Here is a 19,303-nt window from a genome sequence, read left to right on the forward strand (position 1 = left end):
TAAGCTATTACTGGGTTTTGACGATGTGAGGGGTGCTATAGGCGTGCCGTTGTTTTTGAGGGGTACCCAAGGCGTACTAGGGGGAACCGGTTAGAGTTCTTCATCTTAACCTAAGAATAAAACACCCCATTGTTATTCATTTACTGCTTGTTTACATCGTACTAGCTTTTCTAATAGGTTTAACATGTGCTCATTTCTTTTTTATCGGTTTTAAATCTAGCGTATAAGGCTTTAAAAACCCCAATGTGTAGCTATGCATTGGTTGAATAAACTAGCTTCAGCTGTTGATAAAAAAGGTGGAGATTACGCGCTACAACTTAAAAACCATTAAAGAAAATTAGCTCGAGAAATATAGGCTTACTCTCACAAAATGTATCATGATGATTAATAACAGATAGAATCAAACAATATTGCCATAATAAATGATAGATATGGTTGTATTGAATCGGGACGTTACACACTGCTGCCAATAATGTAACGGTTGGGCGAATTTCAACACGGCTATTGAGGTGAGACAGTTCGTTCTACAAAAAAGTGATAACTAAAATATCATGTTTATCTGATTATTAAGCGAGTGTATTTTTACCTTGTTTACTATTTTTACTTCTAACCAAATTTAAATTAAGAAAATTAAAAAATTATCAGTTAATTTTATATCTGTGATGCATTATTCATTTTTTTTACCTTTTTTGTTCGTATTTCTTGCATTTTTCCCTCCTTTCTAGAATGATAATCTCCTTAATAAAAATCATTGAATAATCAATAATCAATAATCAATAATCAATAATCAATAATCAATAATCAATAATCAGTAATAAATTGTTAAATTGGAATTAAATGATTAAGTCATTTTTATCGGAAGAAAACGACTTACTAAAATAACAAAGGAATGTATTGTGAACACAGGAAGTGTTACCCCATCAGCATTAAAGTGCTGTGATATTCTCATACAGTTGAACGGCATTAAGCTTATTCCGATTGAGTTCGATGCTGGTTACAAAAAATTTGCACAATACCTAAAGCAACTATCTAAACATTATGGTCTTACCCTTAAGCAATCCCAAGTAAAATGGAAAAAACTTAGTGCAAATAAACTACCGTTAAGTTTTGAAACGGTAGAGGGTGAGCATATTGTCTTAGCTAAACTAGCCGATGATAAAGCGTTAATTCAACGTGCAGAACATCCATCACCAGAAGTTATCTCTATTGCTGACCTTGAATCAATTTGGTCTGGCAAGATTGTTTCCATTTCAGAAAGTAAACTTAATTTTGATGTCAGTTGGTTTATTCCTGAGTTTGTTCGCTTTAAAGGGTTACTTGGCGAAGTCTTAGTGCTATCTCTATTTTTGCAAATTCTGGCATTAATCTTACCGTTATTTTTTCAAGTCGTGATGGATAAAGTGTTAGTGCATAACGCACTATCAACGCTTGATGTATTGGTAATGGTTTTGCTTATTGTTGGTGTATTTGAGGTGGTGATTAAAGGGCTACGTGAATATTTATTCGTTCACACCACAAACCGTGTTGATATTCGTCTTGGGCTTAAGCTTTTTAAACATCTTCTTGGATTACCTCTCGCCTATTTCAAAAGCAGACAAGTTGGTGTCATTGTCACCCGCGTAAGTGAGTTAGATAGTATCCGAAATTTATTGACAGGGGCGGCTTTAACTTTACTTGTCGATGTTAGTTTTACTTTTGTCTTTCTTGGCGTCATGTATTATTTATCGGCTCAACTTACTTTTATCGTATTAGCCATTCTTCCTCTGTATTTATTAATCGCTTGGTTAACAGCAAAACCGTTGGAAAAACGTATTGAGCATCAGTTTCAGTGCGGCGCCCAAAATACAGCGTTTTTAACGGAAACCATTTATGGGAGTGAAACTGTAAAAAGTTTAGCGATTGAACCTATTTTTCAACGTAAGTGGGAACAACAAACGCAGGAGGTTGTTAAAGCTAATTTTTCAACACAAACGCTACAAGCTGGTGTTAATCAAAGTGTTAACCTACTTCAACGTGTTACCAGCGTTCTTATAATCTGGGTTGGCGCTAATATGGTGATTAATTTAGAGATGACCATTGGTCAATTAATCGCTTTTAACATGATGGTTAGCCATGTAAATCAGCCCATGGCAAAACTGGTTGAATTATGGCAACAATTTGTACAAACACGCGTTGCCGTTGATAAGTTAGGTGATGTCTTAAACTTACCGACAGAAATAAACAGTGGCGATCATAACCCTACAACAGCTCTTTCTGGTCAGTTGTTTTTCTCTCAAGTTAACTTTCGCTATCAGCCTGATTTACCGCTTGTTCTACAAAATCTTACGTTAGCATTAATGCTGGCGAGAATATTGGAATTGTCGGACCCTCTGGATCAGGTAAAAGCACCTTTACGCGTTTAATTCAAAAACTTTATTTAGTAGAGTCCGGTACTATTTTATTCGATGGTATGCCCATCAACCAACTTTCTGCATTATATTTGCGTAGTCAAATCGGTGTTGTTTTGCAAGAAAATTATCTCTTTAACCTTAGCGTTCGTGAAAATATCGCCATTAAGTATCCAGCCTGTGATTTTTCTCAAGTCGTTGAAGCTGCCAAGTTAGCGGGCGCACATGATTTTATTCTACAGCTGTCAATGGGATACGACACCGTACTCGCTGAAAGCGGTAGCTCTTTATCGGGTGGACAAAAACAACGCATAGCCATTGCTCGTGCACTAATGGGCTCCCCCTCAATTCTTATTTTCGATGAAGCAACCAGTGCACTCGATGATGAAACACAGCAAATCGTGTTAAGCAATATGGAAAAAATAGCGGCAAGACGGACGGTAATTACCATTGCTCATCGGCTATCAACGGTTAAACAATGTGATCGGATTTTATTTCTAGAAAATGGAGACATTATTGAACAAGGCTCGCATCAGTTATTACTGGCGGAGGATGGACGTTATGCCGATTTATGGAAACGTCAAAGTGAAATACGAGAGGAAGATAAGGCATGAAACACATTAAAGCCATCGTTAGTGCCTTAAAACAGCAGAAAAATAACCAACCCGACCCTAAAAGAATGCGAGAGGAATATGAGTTTCTCCCTGCGCATCTCGATGTGATTGAAAAGCCTCCTGCGCCTAAAGCGAGATTGACAGCCCTTATATTAACGAGTTTTTTGATTGCAGTATTAGCCTGGTCGATTTTAGGGCGAATGGATATACATGCTGCGGCACAGGGGCGATTAATGGTTTCAAGTCATTCAAAAATCATACAACCCCTTGAGCAAGGAGAAGTGTCAGCTATTAATGTAAAAGACGGCCAGCGTGTTAAAAAAGGCGATATTTTAATTGAATTTAATACTGTCGATATTCACGCTGAAATCGCACGATTAACCCAACAGATTTCTTATGCAGAGTTAGAATCGGCAAGACTGAATGCCTTGCTAACTGACGATCCTGAAAATAACTTTGTTCCTCCAGAAACTGCTAAACCTTTACAAGTACAAAGAATACGAGCGCAGTTAAAAAGTGAAGTTGATGAAACGCAGGCATCACTTCAACAACTTCAGGCAGATAAATTAATTAATGATGCGCAACAGACTGCAAATAGAAGAGACTTAACATCACAATCAATATTAAAGAAAAATATTGAATTACGCCTCAATGCAAGAAAAAAACTCGCCGCAAGTAAAGCAATATCAAGAGTTGAACTGCTTGAGCAGGAAACCGAGTTACTTGAAACCCAACGTAATATAAGTAGCTTAAGATCAGAATATAAAGTCCTCAGTGCTCAACAGCTTAGCATTACTAAACAAATAAATACGCTGTTAGCACAAAAGCGACGAGAGTATTACCAAGCATTAAATCAGATTGACACCAACTTAGTGCAAATTAAGCAGGAATTGATTAAATCACAGGAGCATTTGCGTAGGCAGACTTTACGTTCACCCGTCGCTGGAATGGTTCAGCAACTTGATATTCATACATTGGGTGGCGTCGTGACACCGGCCCAAGCATTAATGGTCGTTGTGCCAGTACAGGCGGAGTTAGAAGCCGAAGTTAATGTACTAAATAGAGATATTGGTTTTATATTAGCTGGGCAAACGGTTGAAATTAAAATCGACAGTTTCCCCTTCACTAAATACGGGACGATCAGTGGTGAGGTGTTATATATCTCACGGGATGCTGTGCAAGATGAACAATTAGGGCTAGTTTTTCCCGCGCGAATAAAACTGGCGAGTAGCGAAATTCTTGTTGAAGACAATCTCGTTGATTTAAGCGCGGGTATGAGCGTAATGGCGGAAATAAAAACCGGTGATCGGCGTGTGATTGACTATCTACTCAGTCCGTTACAGCAGTATCAGTCTGAAGCATTGAGAGAGCGTTGATCATGGACAATAATCAACAGCAAACGCAGTGCGACCCAGGAATAATGGCATTAAAAATTGCCGGTGGGTATTTTGATAAAGCCATTTCTGAACGTGCTCTGCAGCATAAGTTGGGTCTACAAGAAGGTGTGGCTGACCAATTAGATCTTTGTCGCTGTGCTGCTTGGGTTGGCCTAAAAGCGCGTATTGAAACTATTGAAGTAGAGAGATTAGAGCATCTCCCAATGCCTGCCTTAACTCAGATTAATGGGCAATACTGCGTGATGTTAGCGAGTCGGGGTGAGCAGGTACAGCTACAGCGCCCAATCAGTAAACAATTGATTAATTTACCCAAAAAAGAATGGGCATCACTTAGCGATAAAAAAGTGATTCTGCTCGCTGAAAAACCGGCGAATAAAAGCAACATTGAATTCGGATTTTCGTGGTTTATTCCTTCGGTGATAAAGCATATTAAACAAGCAAAAAGCGTATTACTTGTTTCATTATTTATTCAGTTCGTTGCCCTAGTGACACCACTGCTGTTTGAAAATGTTATTGATAAAGTATTAGTTAGCCGCAGTTTGTCCAGCTTGCAAGTATTAGCGATTGCCATGATGGCACTTGCTCTTTTTGAACCCATCTTTTCATATTTGCGTTCATGGTTGTTTGCTAACTTAGCTGGCAAACTAACGGCTGAGCTTAACAGTCGCCTGTATCGACATCTACTTGCCTTACCAATGTCCTTTTTTAATCAGCACCAAACCGGACAGATAACCGCGCGTGTCCGAGAAATGGATAAGGTGCGACAATTTCTCTCTGGCTCAGCATTAAGTATGCTTCTCGATTTATTGTTTATTTTTGTTTTTATTGCCGTGTTATTTGCTTATGCACCGAAGTTGACTTGGGTGGTGCTTGGCTCATTAGTTCTGTATTTCTTATTCTGGATTTTTGTTGGCCCGACACTGCGTGCCCGTGTTAATACCCATTTTGAACGCACAGCTGATAATAGCGCTTTTTTAAATCAAGCCATTACCGGCGTTGAAACCATTAAAACCAGTGCCGTTGAACCGGGGTTTATTAAGGAATGGCAACTTAAATTAGCCGTTCAACTCAAAGCCGGGTTTAAAGCACGTATTACCAGTATTTGGGCGCAGCAAGGCATTAGCCTTATTCAAAAAGTTACGGCTGCATTATTACTGTGGTGGGGAGTGAAATTAGTGTTAACGGGTGATTTAACCGCCGGTGAACTCGTTGCTTTTAATATGCTAGCCGGACAGGTAACTCAGCCTATTTTACGGTTAGCACAAATCTGGCAGGATTTTCAACATACACTTATTTCGCTTAATCGGATTGGCGATATTCTATCGGAAGAAACTGAAGCGGGCGCTGAAGGTTTAGCATCTAACCCCGAAGTAAATGGCGCGATTAGTTTTAAACAGGTGCGGTTTCGTTATCAAAGTGATGCCCCCGAGGTGATTAGTAACTTAAGTTTTGATATTAAACCCGGTGAATTTATCGGCATCACTGGCAGCTCTGGCTCGGGTAAAAGCACCGTGACCAAATTATTGCAACGGCTATACAATCCAACGTCGGGTGAAGTCTATATTGATGGTCTGGATCTGGCGATTGCCGACCCCGTTGAACTACGTCGTAGCATGAGTATTGTACTGCAAGAAAGTCATCTTTTTTCCGGCACGGTAACCGACAATATTCGCCAGTGCCTGCCGCAAGCCAGCGATGAGCAGGTGATTAATGCAGCCAAACTGGCGGGTGCGCATCAGTTTGTTGAGCAACTAGCCCAGGGTTACAACACACAAATAGGCGAGCGCGGTGGCAGTTTGTCGGGCGGTCAAAAACAGCGTTTAGCCCTCGCGCGCGCCTTAATCACCAATCCTAAAATACTGGTGCTCGATGAAGCGACCAGTGCGCTCGATTATGAATCGGAAGCCGCGATTATCAGCCGATTACCAGAAATCACCAAGGGGCGTACGGTAATTAGTATTGCCCACCGTTTAAATACCATAAGACACTGCGACCGTATTTTTGTGATTGAAAGCGGGCAGATAAGCGAGTCGGGTTGTCATCAGGTTTTGCTTAAAGGAAAAGAAAAATATGCAAGGCTATGGGCGAGTCAGGTGCAGTGATATTTATATTAAGTAATTAAAAATAGGTGTAAAAATGAAAAAAATAATATTTATCGTAGTTTTATTAGCTGCTGGTTATAGTTTGTATAACGGTGATTTTTTTGAATTTAGCAATAAAGTAACAGTAATAAAATTACTTGATACGGTGTCTTCTTCATCTGTTTCAGGCCGAGAGGTGAAACTTGCATTTAATAATGAGATGCATTCAATATGCGAACAAAATGGCGTGGACATAAGAAATGGTTTTGGAACCACAGAAGAATGTATAAATAGATACGAAAAAAGGGCATCTGCATTTTGTTTTGACAAACTGCCTAATCTTGAAGGGAAAGTTTATACCTCAAGGTTAGAGATAAAAGCTGATTATAAGATTTTTATACTTTGTTCAATGAAATTATCTTGGGCTAATTAATAATTAGTGAGGAAAATATTTAATATTGTATGTATGGATTGCTACTAATAAGTATGAGGTATCGAAATCTATATTTTAGTCGCAATAAAAATTTTAAAGACTACCTATTAGTTTTGTTAACTTTAATGAAAAGGAATTTTTATGAGTATTTCTGCTGAAGACGATACATGGCAAGAGCTAAAAGTGTGGCAAGATTTTGATGGTAATGCGAACGTTGATGACGGTGAATTAAAAACCCTGGATGAATGGAATATAGAAAGCATTAGTGTTGACGCTGAATCGAGTGAGTTTATTGATGGTAACGGAAATGAACATCAATTAACCTCAACCATGACCATGACCGATGGTACAGAGCGTGAAACGGCTGATGTTTGGTTTCAAGTGGATAATGCACAACGTATACAAGCCTCTTATATGGACTCCCACCGTATGTCAAAAAAAAATTATAAACGAAGGTTAGATGCTAGCTTATATACGGGCTCAATTTGAGGAGCTACCTCTGGCCGCTGATGTTTTCGCACCTTCATGACTTTTCTGTTGAGCAGTTTTATTAAACTTCAGACCCTAACAGTCTATTGAAGGTTGGTCTTACCTGTTTTTAATCGCTCTTTTTGACTATTTATTAAGCCACCAATAATTGTGGCTTGTAATCTTGATCATTTTTTAATAATGCAAAAGCTGTGCGCATTGTTTTATTTGCTAAAGCAATCGCTGCTATTTTTTTTCCTCTACGGGCAATTAAGTTTTTTAACCAAATATCTTTTTGAGTCCGACTTTCTCTTTTTTCTAGTTGAGAGACAACAGCTAATGCACCTTTATACAAAGCACTACGCAGCTTTTTATTGCCTGTCATTTTAGAGATTGAGCCTATTTTTTCTTTACCGCCACTACTATGCTGTACGGGTGTTAAACCAAAACAAGCTGAGGCTTCACGACCGTTCTTAAAGTGAGTCACATTGCCTAACGCTATTTTTATCAATATCGCACAAACTGGACCTACACCTTCGAGTGCTTGTAGTCGCTTGCAAGTCTTATCCTGGCTAATTAATACCTTTTGTTTTTGTTCAATCAATTTTATTTCTTCAATGGTATTTAAAAAGCGTTGCCAAACAATATTCAGTGAAAAACGAAATGCAGGTGTTAAATCATTGTTTGCATCTTCAAAAATATCCGGAATATTTTTCATCAGTTGCGCATCTGTCTGAGCAATACTATGACCAAGCTCAAGTAATAAAGCGCGGATTTGATTACTCAAACTAATCCTCTGTTTAACCAATAGGTCTCGTATGCATTCAATACCTTGCAAGCATTGTTCTTCAGCTGATATTAAGCGGCTAGGTTTAATATGAGGTTGGCGAGCTGCAACTGAAATAGCTAATGCATCATTCGCATCGGTTTTCTGTCCTTGAAGAAACGCTTTTACTTTCCGAGCATTAATCGCTTTAACATGATGGCCCGCTTGTTTTGCGTAACGAGCCCAATAATGGGTACCGCTGCAAGACTCCATTGCAACAAGAGATTGTTTTTCTCGAATCAACAATTCTTTTAATTTTTTTCGAGTGAATATTTTGTTGAAAATAACATTACCGTGCTTATCTGTTTTACAAACCTGGAATAAATTTTTTGCTAAATCAATAGCAAGAATATTACAATTACTCATGTATGGACTCCTTGGTAAAAGTTTGGTTACTTATTACGCTACTCCCGAGGGAGATGGGAGTCCATACATCTGTTGAGGTTTCCTATGAAATTGAAGCACTACCTGACATTATTGCTTTTGGTACGGTGTCAGATTTACATAATGCGATGGCTGAAAACGAAACATTACAAACATTAATTGAGCAATATGTCGCTGAAACGGATGCCGATACTAGGCATGAAATGATAGAAACCATCATTTATGAATGGGCAGGTGTGTCCGATGTAGATCCTTATAGTCGTGATCCTTCTCAAATTTATGGTCATGTCATGGACGCGCGCCAATTAGAAACACTTGAAGCGTTAGTCGGGCAAGGATACGAAGGAACTTGGTGCTGGGGGGAAAAAGATCCTAATCCTCATGGTAAAGCTGCCCCTTTGTTAATTGCTGAATTTGAAGAGTTTGCCGCTTATGTTGAAGCGCAGTTGTTAGCGCAAACGGAATATAAAGAGTACTTCACTTGGATCTCTTCTGATTATAGTACTGATGGCAGTGGAATGGTTGTTGATTTTGAGCAGTTTGAAACCATGATATTAACGTTTACTAAGAATGACCAGCTTAGTGAATTTGAAACAATTGAAAAAATTAAAAATATTGTAGATATTGCTGAAGACTTAGGTACATATTCATCCACTTATCGAGAGAGTCTGCAGGAAAGTTTTGTTAGTTTAGTCGCGCAAAGTCCTTCGTTAGAAAGCATATTAACTAGTTCGTGGATTACAGGGACTGATCTTGCAGAAACGTTGCAAGGAAGTAACGAAAATGACGTTATTGATGGTGGAGCTGGAGATGACCTGCTGTATGGCAAAAATGGTGATGATATATACAAATTTTCACAAGGTCATGGTAGTGATCGGATTTTAGATAGCAATGGAACAGATACGATATATCTTGGTGATGGGTATACAACGGACAATATTCGTTTGTCTCGAAATGTCACTTCTGTTTTTATTGAGCGCCTTGATGAGAATGGTTTGGCAACAGGAGATAGTATTCAGGTTGATAATTTCTATAACTTTGATGGCACATTAGACAGCCCTATCGAGAGTATTTTATTTGAGTCAGATATTCGTTGGGATACAGATCAAATTCAGTCGAAATTTCCTGTCGATATTGATGCTCAGGATAATAATATCTTCGGCTCACAAGATGTTGACCAGATTAATGCTTTAGAAGGGGATGATGTTGTTTGGGGGTATGGTGGTAATGATCAGCTTTCAGGAGATGCCGGTAATGATGAACTTAATGGTGGGGATGGAGACGACACCTTAATTGGTGGAACTGGAAATGATGATTTAACGGGAGCAAATGGAGCGGATTTATATTTATTTTCAGTTGGTCATGGTAAGGACACAATTTATAATTATGATGGAGATGCAAGCTCAATAGATAATATTCAATTTGATGAGACAATTACATCAGCTGATATTGAGTTGCTACGTGAGGGGGATGACCTACTTATTAATGGTCTAGCTGATGATCAAATCTATGTGAAGTCCTTTTTTAGTGAAAGTGGAACTAGTCCTTATGCAATAGATAACATCTGTTTTTCAGACGGTACGATATGGGATAAAGCATTTATCCTTGATGCCGTAAATGTTATTACCGAAAGTGATGATCTTGTTATTGGTTACGATGCACGGGATGAGAATTTTGACGGTCTTGGCGGTGATGACATTATCTATGGAATGGGAGGAAATGACACTTTGTTGGGTAATGTTGGCGCAGATAAGCTCTATGGTGGTGTTGGTAATGATGAACTGTATGGCGGTGATGGTGATGACAGCCTGAATGCTGGTGCGGGTAATGATGTCCTTAATGGTGGTGCAGGTGTTGATACGCTTGACGGTAGCACGGGCAACGACACGTTATATGGTGAAGATGGTGATGACGTACTACAAGGTGGCACCGGCAATGACGTGCTAGAAGGTGGGGCTGGTAATGACAGCCTAGCGGTGGCTTATTCTGGGAATAATACCCTTGATGGTGGTGCCGGTAACGATACGCTCACCGTGGCCACGCCAACCAGCGCAGGCTCTTGGAGCTCTTACTATAATCAGGCGAACTCAGCAACCAACACATTGACCGGTGGCTTAGGTGATGATTTACTGATAGGTGGTCTTGGAACAGAAACCTATATCTTTAATCGTGGTGATGGTAACGACATTATCCGTGACAAAGACATTCATGGCGCTTCAACAGATCGCCTTGAATTGGGTGAAGGGATATTACGCGAGCAAGTGTCAGTCGCTCGTATGGGCGAGGATATTGTCCTAACGATAGTCGATCCGACGGGTGTAGCGAGCGATAGTATAACCATCGAGTCTGCGTTTGGTAATAGTCAATACCGCATTGAAGAGGTGGTCTTTGCAGATGGCACCATTTTAACGTCGCAAGACTTATTAGACTTAAGTAAAACCATTTACGGTACCGCTGATGATGATGTAATGGCGGGTACCGCAGGAGATGATATCCTGATTGCCGAGGCTGGCAATGACACCCTTAATGGTGAAGCAGGTAATGATGAACTGCATGGCGGTGATGGTGATGACTACTTAAATGGTGGTGATGGGGCTGACATACTAATTGGCGGAGCCGGTAATGATAAATTGATTGGTGGTCAAGGTAACGATGCTTATCAGTTTTCGCGTGGAGATGCTCAAGAGACCATTAATAACTTCTCTAATATTGCAGATGAAACTGATCAGTTAATATTAAGTGAAGGTATTGATAAAGAGGATATTTGGTTGACCCGAAATGATGATGATCTGGTTATCGACTTCTCTGGTTCAGATGATCAGATAACCGTTGATGATTGGTTTGTAGATGAAGCTTATCAAATAGATGAAATTTATGCTGGTGCAGATATGTTATCAAGTAATAATGTTGATGCTCTAATTTCAGCAATGGCTGGTTTTGACAATCCTGCAGCTGGAAATCTGGAATTATCTCAGCAGGTTAAAGATGAAATTGCAGTATCAATAGTTGCGACATGGCAAGCAGCATAAATTTTTTATTGAAATAATAAAGATTGTATATTGCTAATGTCGATCAGTTAAGAAAAATAATAATTTTTAGCTGAATGAGATTAAAATCCGATGTTCAAAAGACATCGGATTTTTTTATGTCATTTCATCAGTTTTATTTAAGTGTCATATTATTCTGCATTATTAACGTTTTAGAACGTATAACTTTTAATGCAACCATTACCTTAGTTTTAATTTACGAGAGAAGTATTAAGTATTTGGATAGAATTGAAGTAGAAAGTTGTATAATTTAAAGTTAATTTATGATTTTTATACATTATTAATGATTGGAGAGCTAACTTATTAATGCGTCTATTTAAAAGCATTATATCTGATATAATAAACCTTCATAAGCCTTCATTTAGATAGTAAATTTGTTGCTGGCTGGTTGATTATCTTTTTAATATTAATACTGGTGTTCTATGCAAGACTTCCCCTCAAACCGCTTTTCCATTGCCCCCATGCTTGATTGGACTGATAGGCATTGCCGTTATTTTCACCGCGTGATTAGTAAAAATACGTTGCTTTATAGTGAAATGGTGACAACGGGGGCGATTTTATATGGGAAGGGGGATTACCTTAAGAAAGACGATGCTGAACATCCCGTTTGTCTGCAATTAGGTGGTTTTGCCGCTGTTGATTTGGCAAAGTCGGCTTTGGCGGGAAAAGAGCGTGGTTACGATGAAATCAACCTAAATGTAGGTTGTCCTTCTGATCGTGTGCAAAATGGACGTTTTGGTGCTTGTTTAATGGCTGAACCGGTATTAGTTGGTGATGCGGTGAGTGCAATGAAAGATGCTTCGGGATTACCTGTTACGGTTAAAACTCGTATCGGTATTGATGATTTAGATTCCTATGCGTTTTTATGTGATTTCATCTCTCAAGTGGCCGATAAAGGTTGCGATACTTTTATTGTACATGCCCGTAAAGCATGGTTAAGCGGTTTAAGTCCAAAACAAAACAGAGATGTTCCTCCACTGGATTATGAACGTGTTTATCAGTTGAAAAAAGATTTTCCAGAGCTGACCATTGCCATTAATGGCGGTATTAAAACGTTAGATGAATGTGAAGCGCATTTGCAACATTTAGATGGTGTAATGCTTGGCCGAGAAGTTTATGCTAATCCTTATTTATTGAGTACTGTTGATCAGCGTCTATTTGGCAGTCAAGATAACGTATTGACTCGCTTCGATATTTTAGAAAAAATGTATCCTTATATTGAAAAACAACTTACTAATGGGGCTTATTTTAATCATATTGCACGTCATATGTTGGGACTTTTTCAAGGTCTGCCAGGAGCTCGTGCATGGCGTCGCCATCTGAGTGAGAATGGTCATAAACCAGGTGCTGACGTTGAAGTGATGAAAAAAGCCGCTTCGTTTGTGCTTGAAGAGTAAGTCCTTAATCTATGTGAAATTAGAGGTAAAAATGAAAAATATTGCTGTAATAACGTGTTTATTAACATCACTTTTTGTTTTGTCTGCCTGTAGCAGTACATCGGAAAAAGAACAGGAAGTATCAAAGGTAGAAAAGAAAGAACAACGAATGTTGGTCGTGACGAGCGCAGAACCCTCGAAAGTTTTACCTGCTTTTACGACATTTGCTTGGAATGATGATTACAGTGAAGTGTTATCGCCGGACACATCAACTCAACAAATTGAGGTCCAGAATTATATTCGACAAGAGTTAATTGATTATTTAGAAACTAAGGGGTATCAATATCAACCCGTTGGTGTTCAAGCGGATGTGGTTATTGGTTTTTTATATGCATTAAAAGATACGCCTGCGACTCAATCATTACAGAGCCGATTTGGTTTATTACCGAGTAATAAGGCGGTGTTGAAACCTAGTTACCCCCAAGGTACATTATTGCTGAATGTACTTGATTCACCGTTAGAAAAAGTCTATTGGCGCTCTGCATTACTTGGCTTTAAAGATTTACAAGAGCAAGCTCATTTAAATAGGAAAGGGCGAATGCAGATTTTATTACATTCAATGCTCGGTCGCTTTCCTAAAGCCGGAAGATAATGTTGAAATGCTCTGAGAGGTGACTTTCAGATCATTTACTCAATGGTTAATGTCACTAATCGTAAACGCTAATAACTAAAATAATATTGGTTCAATTAATATTATCAGCTAGTTAGATCTTCATCAGATAAGGATTTTTGTAAGGTGCTAGTATCTTGATTGATATAGTAGCCATTTGCCTGCATAAACAAAATGAGCCCTTCTTTTTCCCCCTGTAAAATTTCGCTATAGTCCATTGTTATATTATTAATACCGTCTATTTTAAGTTGTTTTTCGACTTCTCTTAGGAGGTTTGTTGCAACGCCTCGCCGCCTCGTTAAGGCTCTAACCGTTAATAAACTTAATGCTGCAGTGGTTTTTTTTATTGTTACTTGTATTGCACCTAAATGCCGGCCATTAAATAGGGTTACATATAATGATGAATCCGCTTGTGTGATTAAGGTACTGAGGCACTCATCGGTTAGTTGTTCTGCTGGTAAGTAATCGTGGTATATTTTACGAAGATCGATGAATAATTGAGCTGATTTTTTAGGAGAGAAAACAGATAAACGCATATCTAAGCTTCTTTTATTGTGATACTGGAATTGAGTTGGAAATCGGTAAATTATTTGCCTGTTGAAATGCTTGTTTTTTTAATGCCATGGCTGAGCGTTGTATCGATGATATTGATGTTTCAAGTGAGACTAATTTATTGATTTCCGATTCCTGTGTAAATTTATCATTAAGAAATTTGAGTGTTTCAGGATAGGGATGTGCAATAATAATAACGTGTTGATGTGTGCGGGTTAGAGCTAAGGCCGTTTGATATTGCTGGTTCATGGCTTCTGGTTTTTTGATATTATCTAAAAAAACATGGCGTTTTAACACCGGTACATCTAATAGATTAGCAGTAGTTTCAGCAAGGCTATTGGCACTGGTTCGGCTATCTAAAAAATATAATCCGCGTTCAAATAATACTTCCATGGTCCAGCGCATAGGCTCACTTTGTTCTGTGAGCAAACTCCCCATATGATTGTTGATACCTTTTGCATTGGGAAGGAAATGTAAATCTTGGCGTAACATTGCTTTGAATTCTTTTTCGTGCATTGATGACATCAATGCCCCTTTACCGAGTAAATGGTTGTTGCTTTTTGCTTGCATTGGGACGTGCACTAAAATTTCTCGACCTTGTTGTTGTGCAAGTTTAGCTATTTTTTTTCCTTGTGGAGTGAAGGGAAGAATAGAGAAGGTTACGGCTATTGGTAAAGAGAGGGCTTGTAAATCTTTTGGGGTATAACCTAAATCATCGATAACAATCGATAATGAGCCGTTTGCTTCTGCACAATTGCCAATACTTTGGCATAAAGTGAGAAACAAAACGACGAGTTGGATACGTAGCATATTAATTTTTTCTGGGATTAAGGGTGTTTTTTAAGCCAGCTTTCTGGATTTTGTGCTTTCCCTTTATGACTAATTTCAAAATAAAGGGTATTTTTATCTTGCCCACCACTGTGACCTGCTAGTGCGATTGCATCACCTTCAAGTACGATATCACCTGTTTTTTGTAATAGTGTTTGGTTGTATCCGTAAAGCGTGATGTAGTCATCGCTGTGATCGAGCGCAATAACCATTCCGTATCCTTTGAAGTAGCCAGCAAACAGTACTCGCCCAGTTGCAACTGCACGCACTTTTTCACCTTCGTTTGCGGCAATAGAGATACCATTCCATTTAACTTGACTACTGCGTTGACTACCAAATTTAGCTAGAACATGACCACGAATTGGCCAATCTAATTTACCTTTCATCAGGCTAATACTTGAGTGCGTTTGATCTTCGTTTTGTTTGCGAATTCGCTCAATTTTAGGTTGAGTTTTGGCGACTTGCTCTTGTTTTGCTCGAGCGGCTTGTTGTTGTTTAAGTTTTGCTTTTAATTTTTTTGCGGCTTCGTTCAGTTGAGCAATACGAGCCTTTTGATAATTCAAATCTTGTTTTAATTCTTTTAGTGCTTTGGTACGAGCAACGCTCTGTGCTAATAATTTTTCTTTGGTCGCTTTTTGTTCATCGTACAATTTTTCTAAAGATGCCAAAGCACTATTTTGATCAGCTTGGTTATCATCGATACTTTTTTGTGCTTTTTGTAAGTCGTCGATACTTTTAAAACGGGCTTTATTGAGGTAGAAATAGTAACTTTTTGCACGGATAACTTGGCTTAAGTCGTCTTGGTTTAACATTAATTTGACCAAGTCATCTTGGCCACTCATATAAGCACTTACTAATTGTTGCTCTAAAAGTTTTTGTTGTTTTTCTTTTTCTTCTTGAAGCGAACCTGTTTGTCCTTGAAGCTGAGACAAGCGTTCTTTTTCAGCTGTAATCTTTTCTGCTGTTTGCTCCATTTTTAATGTTGCGTCAGCGGTTTCTTGTTCTAGTGAGGCAACACTTTCTTCTAATGCTTTACGTTTTTTGTTTTGAGTTGATTGTGAACTTTTACTTTTTTTAATTTCGTTTTGTATTGTAGATAAATTATCGCTAGCAAAGCTACTTTGCAATGGAAAGGACAAGATGATGAGTAATAAAATCGATTTAATTAAGCGTGTCTTGATGCTGAAATGTTGGCAAGAAGTTATTTTGTTCATTAGGAAGTCCGGACTCATTCGATTAAAATACAGTATTTAGAAATCTTACCTACTTTTATGTAAGAAGTTGAGTAAAAAATCTAAATACTGCGTAGTTAGTAACTATTTAAATGAAATCAATGGGCTACCCGTCATTTCTGTAGGGATTTCCATATCCATTATTTTAAGCATTGTTGGTGCGATATCACATAAACGACCACCTTTTGACATTTCTGCGTCACGACCGACATAGATAAATGGCACGGGTAAGTTAGTGTGAGCAGTATGAATGCCACCTGTTTCTGGATCAATCATTTGTTCAGCATTACCGTGGTCGGCAGTGATTAAACATTCACCATCAACTTCTTTTAATGCGGCAACAACGTCACCGATACATTTATCAACGGCTTCACAAGCTTTAACTGCTGCTTCGTAAACACCGGTATGGCCAACCATGTCGCCATTCGGGTAGTTACAAATAATTACGTCATAGGCATCGCTTTTGATGGCTGCAACTAATTTTTCAGTTAATTCCACAGAACTCATTTCTGGTTGCATATCATAGGTTGCAACTGCTGGCGATTTGATTAGAGAACGTTGTTCACCTGGAAATTCATCTTCAACACCGCCATTAAAGAAGAAAGTAACGTGTGCGTATTTTTCAGTTTCTGAAATACGTAATTGAGTTTTACCATGTGTTGATAACCATTCACCAAGGGTATTAGTTAACTCTTCACTTGGGAATGCTGCAGGTGCAGTAATATCTGCCGCAAATTCAGTTAAGGTTACAAAATTGATTGTAGGTGTCACGGCACGTTCGAAACCAGAGAATTTAGGATCTGTAAATGTGTAGGTTAATTCACGCGCACGGTCAGCACGGAAGTTTAAGAATAATACTGCATCGCCATCTTGGATTGCTGCTTTTTCACCAATCACGGTTGCTTTCACAAATTCATCATTTTCATCGCGAGCATACGCATTTTCAAGACCAACTAATGCTGAATCCGCTGTGTATTCTGCTTTAGCTTGGGTTAATAAGTCATAGGCTTCTTGAACACGTTCCCAACGATTATCACGATCCATTGCATAGTAGCGACCAACTAATGTTGCTGTACGACCGACACCAAGTTCTTGGTATTTTTCTTCGTATTTAGCTAATGTACTTGCTGCACTTCGTGGTGGTGTATCACGACCATCTAAGAAAGCATGCACTAGAATGTTTTTAGCGCCACGTTTTGCTGCAAGTTCAATGGCGGCTAAAATATGTGAATCATGGCTATGAACGCCACCAGGAGACGCTAGACCTAGGATATGAACGGCTTTATCCGCTGCAACTGCTTTATCTACCGCAGCAACAAAGTTAGCGTTGTCATAAAAATCGCCGTCTTGAATTGATTTAGTTACTTTAGTCAAGTTTTGGTAAACCGTACGACCCGCACCAATGTTGGTGTGACCTACTTCTGAATTACCCATTTGCCCATCAGGTAAACCTACATCCATACCTGATGCAGAGATTAGATCATTTGCGTAATCTTTACATAGTTGATCAAGTACAGGTGTTTTTGCATTTGAAACTGCGTTATCAGGCATATCTGGGCGGTAACCCCAGCCATCCATAATTAATAAAACGAGTGGTTTTTTAGCAATTGTCATATGAAGCCTCTTTGACATTAAGATTAAAGTTATAGGGACAGATTTTACTACATTCCCTGCTATTGTCACTGAAAAAGCTTTTATAGCGCGCTATAGGGTGGAAAATTGCGATATTTTAAGGGTGAAGAAAGTTCTTGGGCTGTTCTTCTTGGTTTCTCGAGGTATACTCCCTATTGAATTTTTTCCAACTTTGTAGAGATAAATATAAATGATGCAAGAATATATCGATTTTTTTTCTAATCACATGATGCTGACCGCCGCTTGGTTCGGTATCGCCGTTTTATTAGTCACAACGCTTGTTCAAAGTAAATTGAGTGGTGTAAAAACAGTTAATGTACAGGAAGCGACGTTATTGATTAATCGACAAGATGCGATTGTTGTCGATGTGCGTTCTGCAGAAGACTACAAGAAAGGGCACATTGTTAATGCGAAAAATATAACTGTGTCACAAATTGAAGAAGGAAAGTTAGCAGGTATTGAAAATCATAAAGACACCCCCATTATACTGGTATGTGAATCTGGAACACGATCTTCTGGTGCTGCATCAAAACTTGCTAAAGCAGGCTTTACACAAGTAAGTAATCTATTGGCTGGTATGGGTGGATGGCAGTCTGCAAACTTACCAATAACTAAGAAGTAATTAATTATGGCAACAGTAACTATTTATACAACAGCCTGGTGTCCATATTGCACTAGAGCCAAGAAATTACTTGATCAAAAGCAAGTGAAATATACTAATATCGATGTTTCTGCTCCTGCAGTTCGAGCCAAAATGGCTAAGCTAACGGGGGGAAGAACAGTGCCGCAGATAGTGATCAATGATCAAGCTATCGGTGGTTGCGATGAACTTCATGCATTAGAACGAAGCGGCAAACTTGACGCATTATTAAAATAAAAATAAATTAACCATATTAATAAGGGAACAACATGGCTGAGCAACCTCAACAAATCGAATTTAATATCCAACGCGTTTACGTAAAAGATATCTCTTTTGAATGTCCAAATTCTCCAACTGTTTTTAAAAAAGAGTGGGCGCCAGAAATTTCAATGGACATCGACACTAAAAGCACAAAACTAGAAGATAACGTTTATGAAGTTGTTTTATCGTTAACAACGACTGCAAAAGTAGGCGAAGATGTTGCTTTCTTATGTGAAGTTCAACAAGCGGGTATTTTTTCTGTTGGTGAATTAGAAGCAACTCAAATGGCACATTGTTTAAATGCATTTTGTCCAAATATTCTATTCCCATATGCGCGTGAAGCGGTTGCTAGCTTAGTGACTCGTGGTACTTTCCCACAGTTAAATCTTGCACCGGTTAACTTTGATGCTTTATTCCAACAAGCAATGGCAAGCAAACAAGCTGAACCTGAAGCTGCTGCATTGAATTCGTAGTT

17 protein-coding genes are annotated in these 19,303 nt (G+C 38.7%); 12 read left to right on the forward strand and 5 right to left on the reverse strand.

Annotated elements, in window-relative coordinates; all coding sequences use genetic code 11:
* Window positions 1-896 precede the first annotated feature (896 nt).
* The 6 genes from ACR30L_RS02045 to ACR30L_RS02070 all read left to right on the forward strand — a co-directional run bounded on the left by ACR30L_RS02045 (window position 897) and on the right by ACR30L_RS02070 (window position 7,401).
* On the forward strand, window positions 897-2,402 hold the full coding sequence (locus ACR30L_RS02045; RefSeq protein ID WP_435236389.1) for an ABC transporter transmembrane domain-containing protein: 1,506 nt from the start codon (window positions 897-899) through the stop codon (window positions 2,400-2,402).
* On the forward strand, window positions 2,357-3,001 hold the full coding sequence (locus ACR30L_RS02050; RefSeq protein ID WP_435237862.1) for an ATP-binding cassette domain-containing protein: 645 nt from the start codon (window positions 2,357-2,359) through the stop codon (window positions 2,999-3,001). Before ACR30L_RS02045 ends, ACR30L_RS02050 begins: the two co-directional genes overlap by 46 nt.
* Window positions 2,998-4,377, forward strand: coding sequence for an HlyD family type I secretion periplasmic adaptor subunit (locus ACR30L_RS02055; protein WP_435236390.1), 1,380 nt, complete (start codon window positions 2,998-3,000; stop codon window positions 4,375-4,377). The genes ACR30L_RS02050 and ACR30L_RS02055 overlap by 4 nt, the downstream gene beginning before the upstream one ends.
* 2 nt (window positions 4,378-4,379) lie before the next feature.
* Window positions 4,380-6,500: a type I secretion system permease/ATPase gene (locus ACR30L_RS02060; RefSeq protein ID WP_435236391.1), complete on the forward strand. Its 2,121-nt coding sequence runs from the start codon at window positions 4,380-4,382 to the stop codon at window positions 6,498-6,500.
* A gap of 34 nt (window positions 6,501-6,534) precedes the next feature.
* Window positions 6,535-6,912, forward strand: coding sequence for a hypothetical protein (locus ACR30L_RS02065; protein WP_435236392.1), 378 nt, complete (start codon window positions 6,535-6,537; stop codon window positions 6,910-6,912).
* A gap of 141 nt (window positions 6,913-7,053) precedes the next feature.
* Window positions 7,054-7,401 (forward strand): hypothetical protein, encoded by a 348-nt coding sequence (locus ACR30L_RS02070; RefSeq protein WP_435236393.1) that lies wholly within the window; start codon window positions 7,054-7,056, stop codon window positions 7,399-7,401.
* Window positions 7,402-7,534: 133 nt separating this feature from the next.
* On the opposite strand, the gene ACR30L_RS02075 is transcribed toward ACR30L_RS02070, so the two are convergent.
* On the reverse strand, window positions 7,535-8,572 hold the full coding sequence (locus ACR30L_RS02075) for an IS110 family transposase (RefSeq protein WP_435236394.1): 1,038 nt from the start codon (window positions 8,570-8,572) through the stop codon (window positions 7,535-7,537).
* 53 nt (window positions 8,573-8,625) lie between these two features.
* Between ACR30L_RS02075 and ACR30L_RS02080 the strand changes: the two genes are divergently transcribed.
* From ACR30L_RS02080 to ACR30L_RS02090, 3 genes are all read left to right on the forward strand, one after another.
* The gene (locus ACR30L_RS02080; protein ID WP_435236395.1) at window positions 8,626-11,619 is read left to right on the forward strand and encodes a calcium-binding protein; all 2,994 of its coding nucleotides are present in this window, start codon (window positions 8,626-8,628) and stop codon (window positions 11,617-11,619) included.
* Window positions 11,620-12,059: 440 nt separating this feature from the next.
* Window positions 12,060-13,034, forward strand: coding sequence for a tRNA dihydrouridine(20/20a) synthase DusA (dusA, locus tag ACR30L_RS02085; protein ID WP_435236396.1), 975 nt, complete (start codon window positions 12,060-12,062; stop codon window positions 13,032-13,034).
* A gap of 31 nt (window positions 13,035-13,065) precedes the next feature.
* Window positions 13,066-13,665: a DUF4136 domain-containing protein gene (locus ACR30L_RS02090; protein ID WP_435236397.1), complete on the forward strand. Its 600-nt coding sequence runs from the start codon at window positions 13,066-13,068 to the stop codon at window positions 13,663-13,665.
* A 104-nt stretch (window positions 13,666-13,769) separates the two neighbouring features.
* Here ACR30L_RS02090 and panM read toward each other — a convergent pair whose 3' ends face one another.
* The 4 genes from panM to gpmM all read right to left on the reverse strand — a co-directional run bounded on the left by panM (window position 13,770) and on the right by gpmM (window position 17,909).
* Window positions 13,770-14,219 carry an aspartate 1-decarboxylase autocleavage activator PanM gene (gene panM, locus ACR30L_RS02095; protein ID WP_435236398.1) on the reverse strand — a complete coding sequence of 150 codons (450 nt, stop codon included), beginning with the start codon at window positions 14,217-14,219 and terminating at the stop codon, window positions 13,770-13,772.
* 13 nt (window positions 14,220-14,232) lie between these two features.
* On the reverse strand, window positions 14,233-15,045 hold the full coding sequence (locus tag ACR30L_RS02100) for a divergent polysaccharide deacetylase family protein (protein WP_435236399.1): 813 nt from the start codon (window positions 15,043-15,045) through the stop codon (window positions 14,233-14,235).
* Between the two features lie 17 nt (window positions 15,046-15,062).
* Window positions 15,063-16,277, reverse strand: a complete 1,215-nt coding sequence (locus ACR30L_RS02105; protein WP_435236400.1) for a murein hydrolase activator EnvC family protein — start codon at window positions 16,275-16,277, stop codon at window positions 15,063-15,065.
* A gap of 102 nt (window positions 16,278-16,379) precedes the next feature.
* Entirely contained in the window at window positions 16,380-17,909 is a 1,530-nt protein-coding gene (gpmM, locus tag ACR30L_RS02110; RefSeq protein WP_435236401.1) for a 2,3-bisphosphoglycerate-independent phosphoglycerate mutase, read from the reverse strand.
* A gap of 208 nt (window positions 17,910-18,117) precedes the next feature.
* On the opposite strand from gpmM, the gene ACR30L_RS02115 reads away from it, so the two are divergent.
* From ACR30L_RS02115 to secB, 3 genes are read left to right on the forward strand one after another with little or no spacing between them, the layout of a single operon-like run.
* The gene (locus ACR30L_RS02115; RefSeq protein ID WP_435236402.1) at window positions 18,118-18,549 is read left to right on the forward strand and encodes a rhodanese-like domain-containing protein; all 432 of its coding nucleotides are present in this window, start codon (window positions 18,118-18,120) and stop codon (window positions 18,547-18,549) included.
* 6 nt (window positions 18,550-18,555) lie between these two features.
* A complete protein-coding gene (grxC, locus tag ACR30L_RS02120; RefSeq protein WP_435236403.1) occupies window positions 18,556-18,804 on the forward strand; it encodes a glutaredoxin 3 in 249 nt (82 codons plus the stop codon).
* A 32-nt stretch (window positions 18,805-18,836) separates the two neighbouring features.
* Window positions 18,837-19,301, forward strand: a complete 465-nt coding sequence (secB, locus tag ACR30L_RS02125) for a protein-export chaperone SecB (protein ID WP_435236404.1) — start codon at window positions 18,837-18,839, stop codon at window positions 19,299-19,301.
* Window positions 19,302-19,303 lie beyond the last annotated feature (2 nt).

This window comes from Psychromonas saccharinae (assembly GCF_051201515.1).
Classification (GTDB): Bacteria; Pseudomonadota; Gammaproteobacteria; order Enterobacterales; family Psychromonadaceae; genus Psychromonas.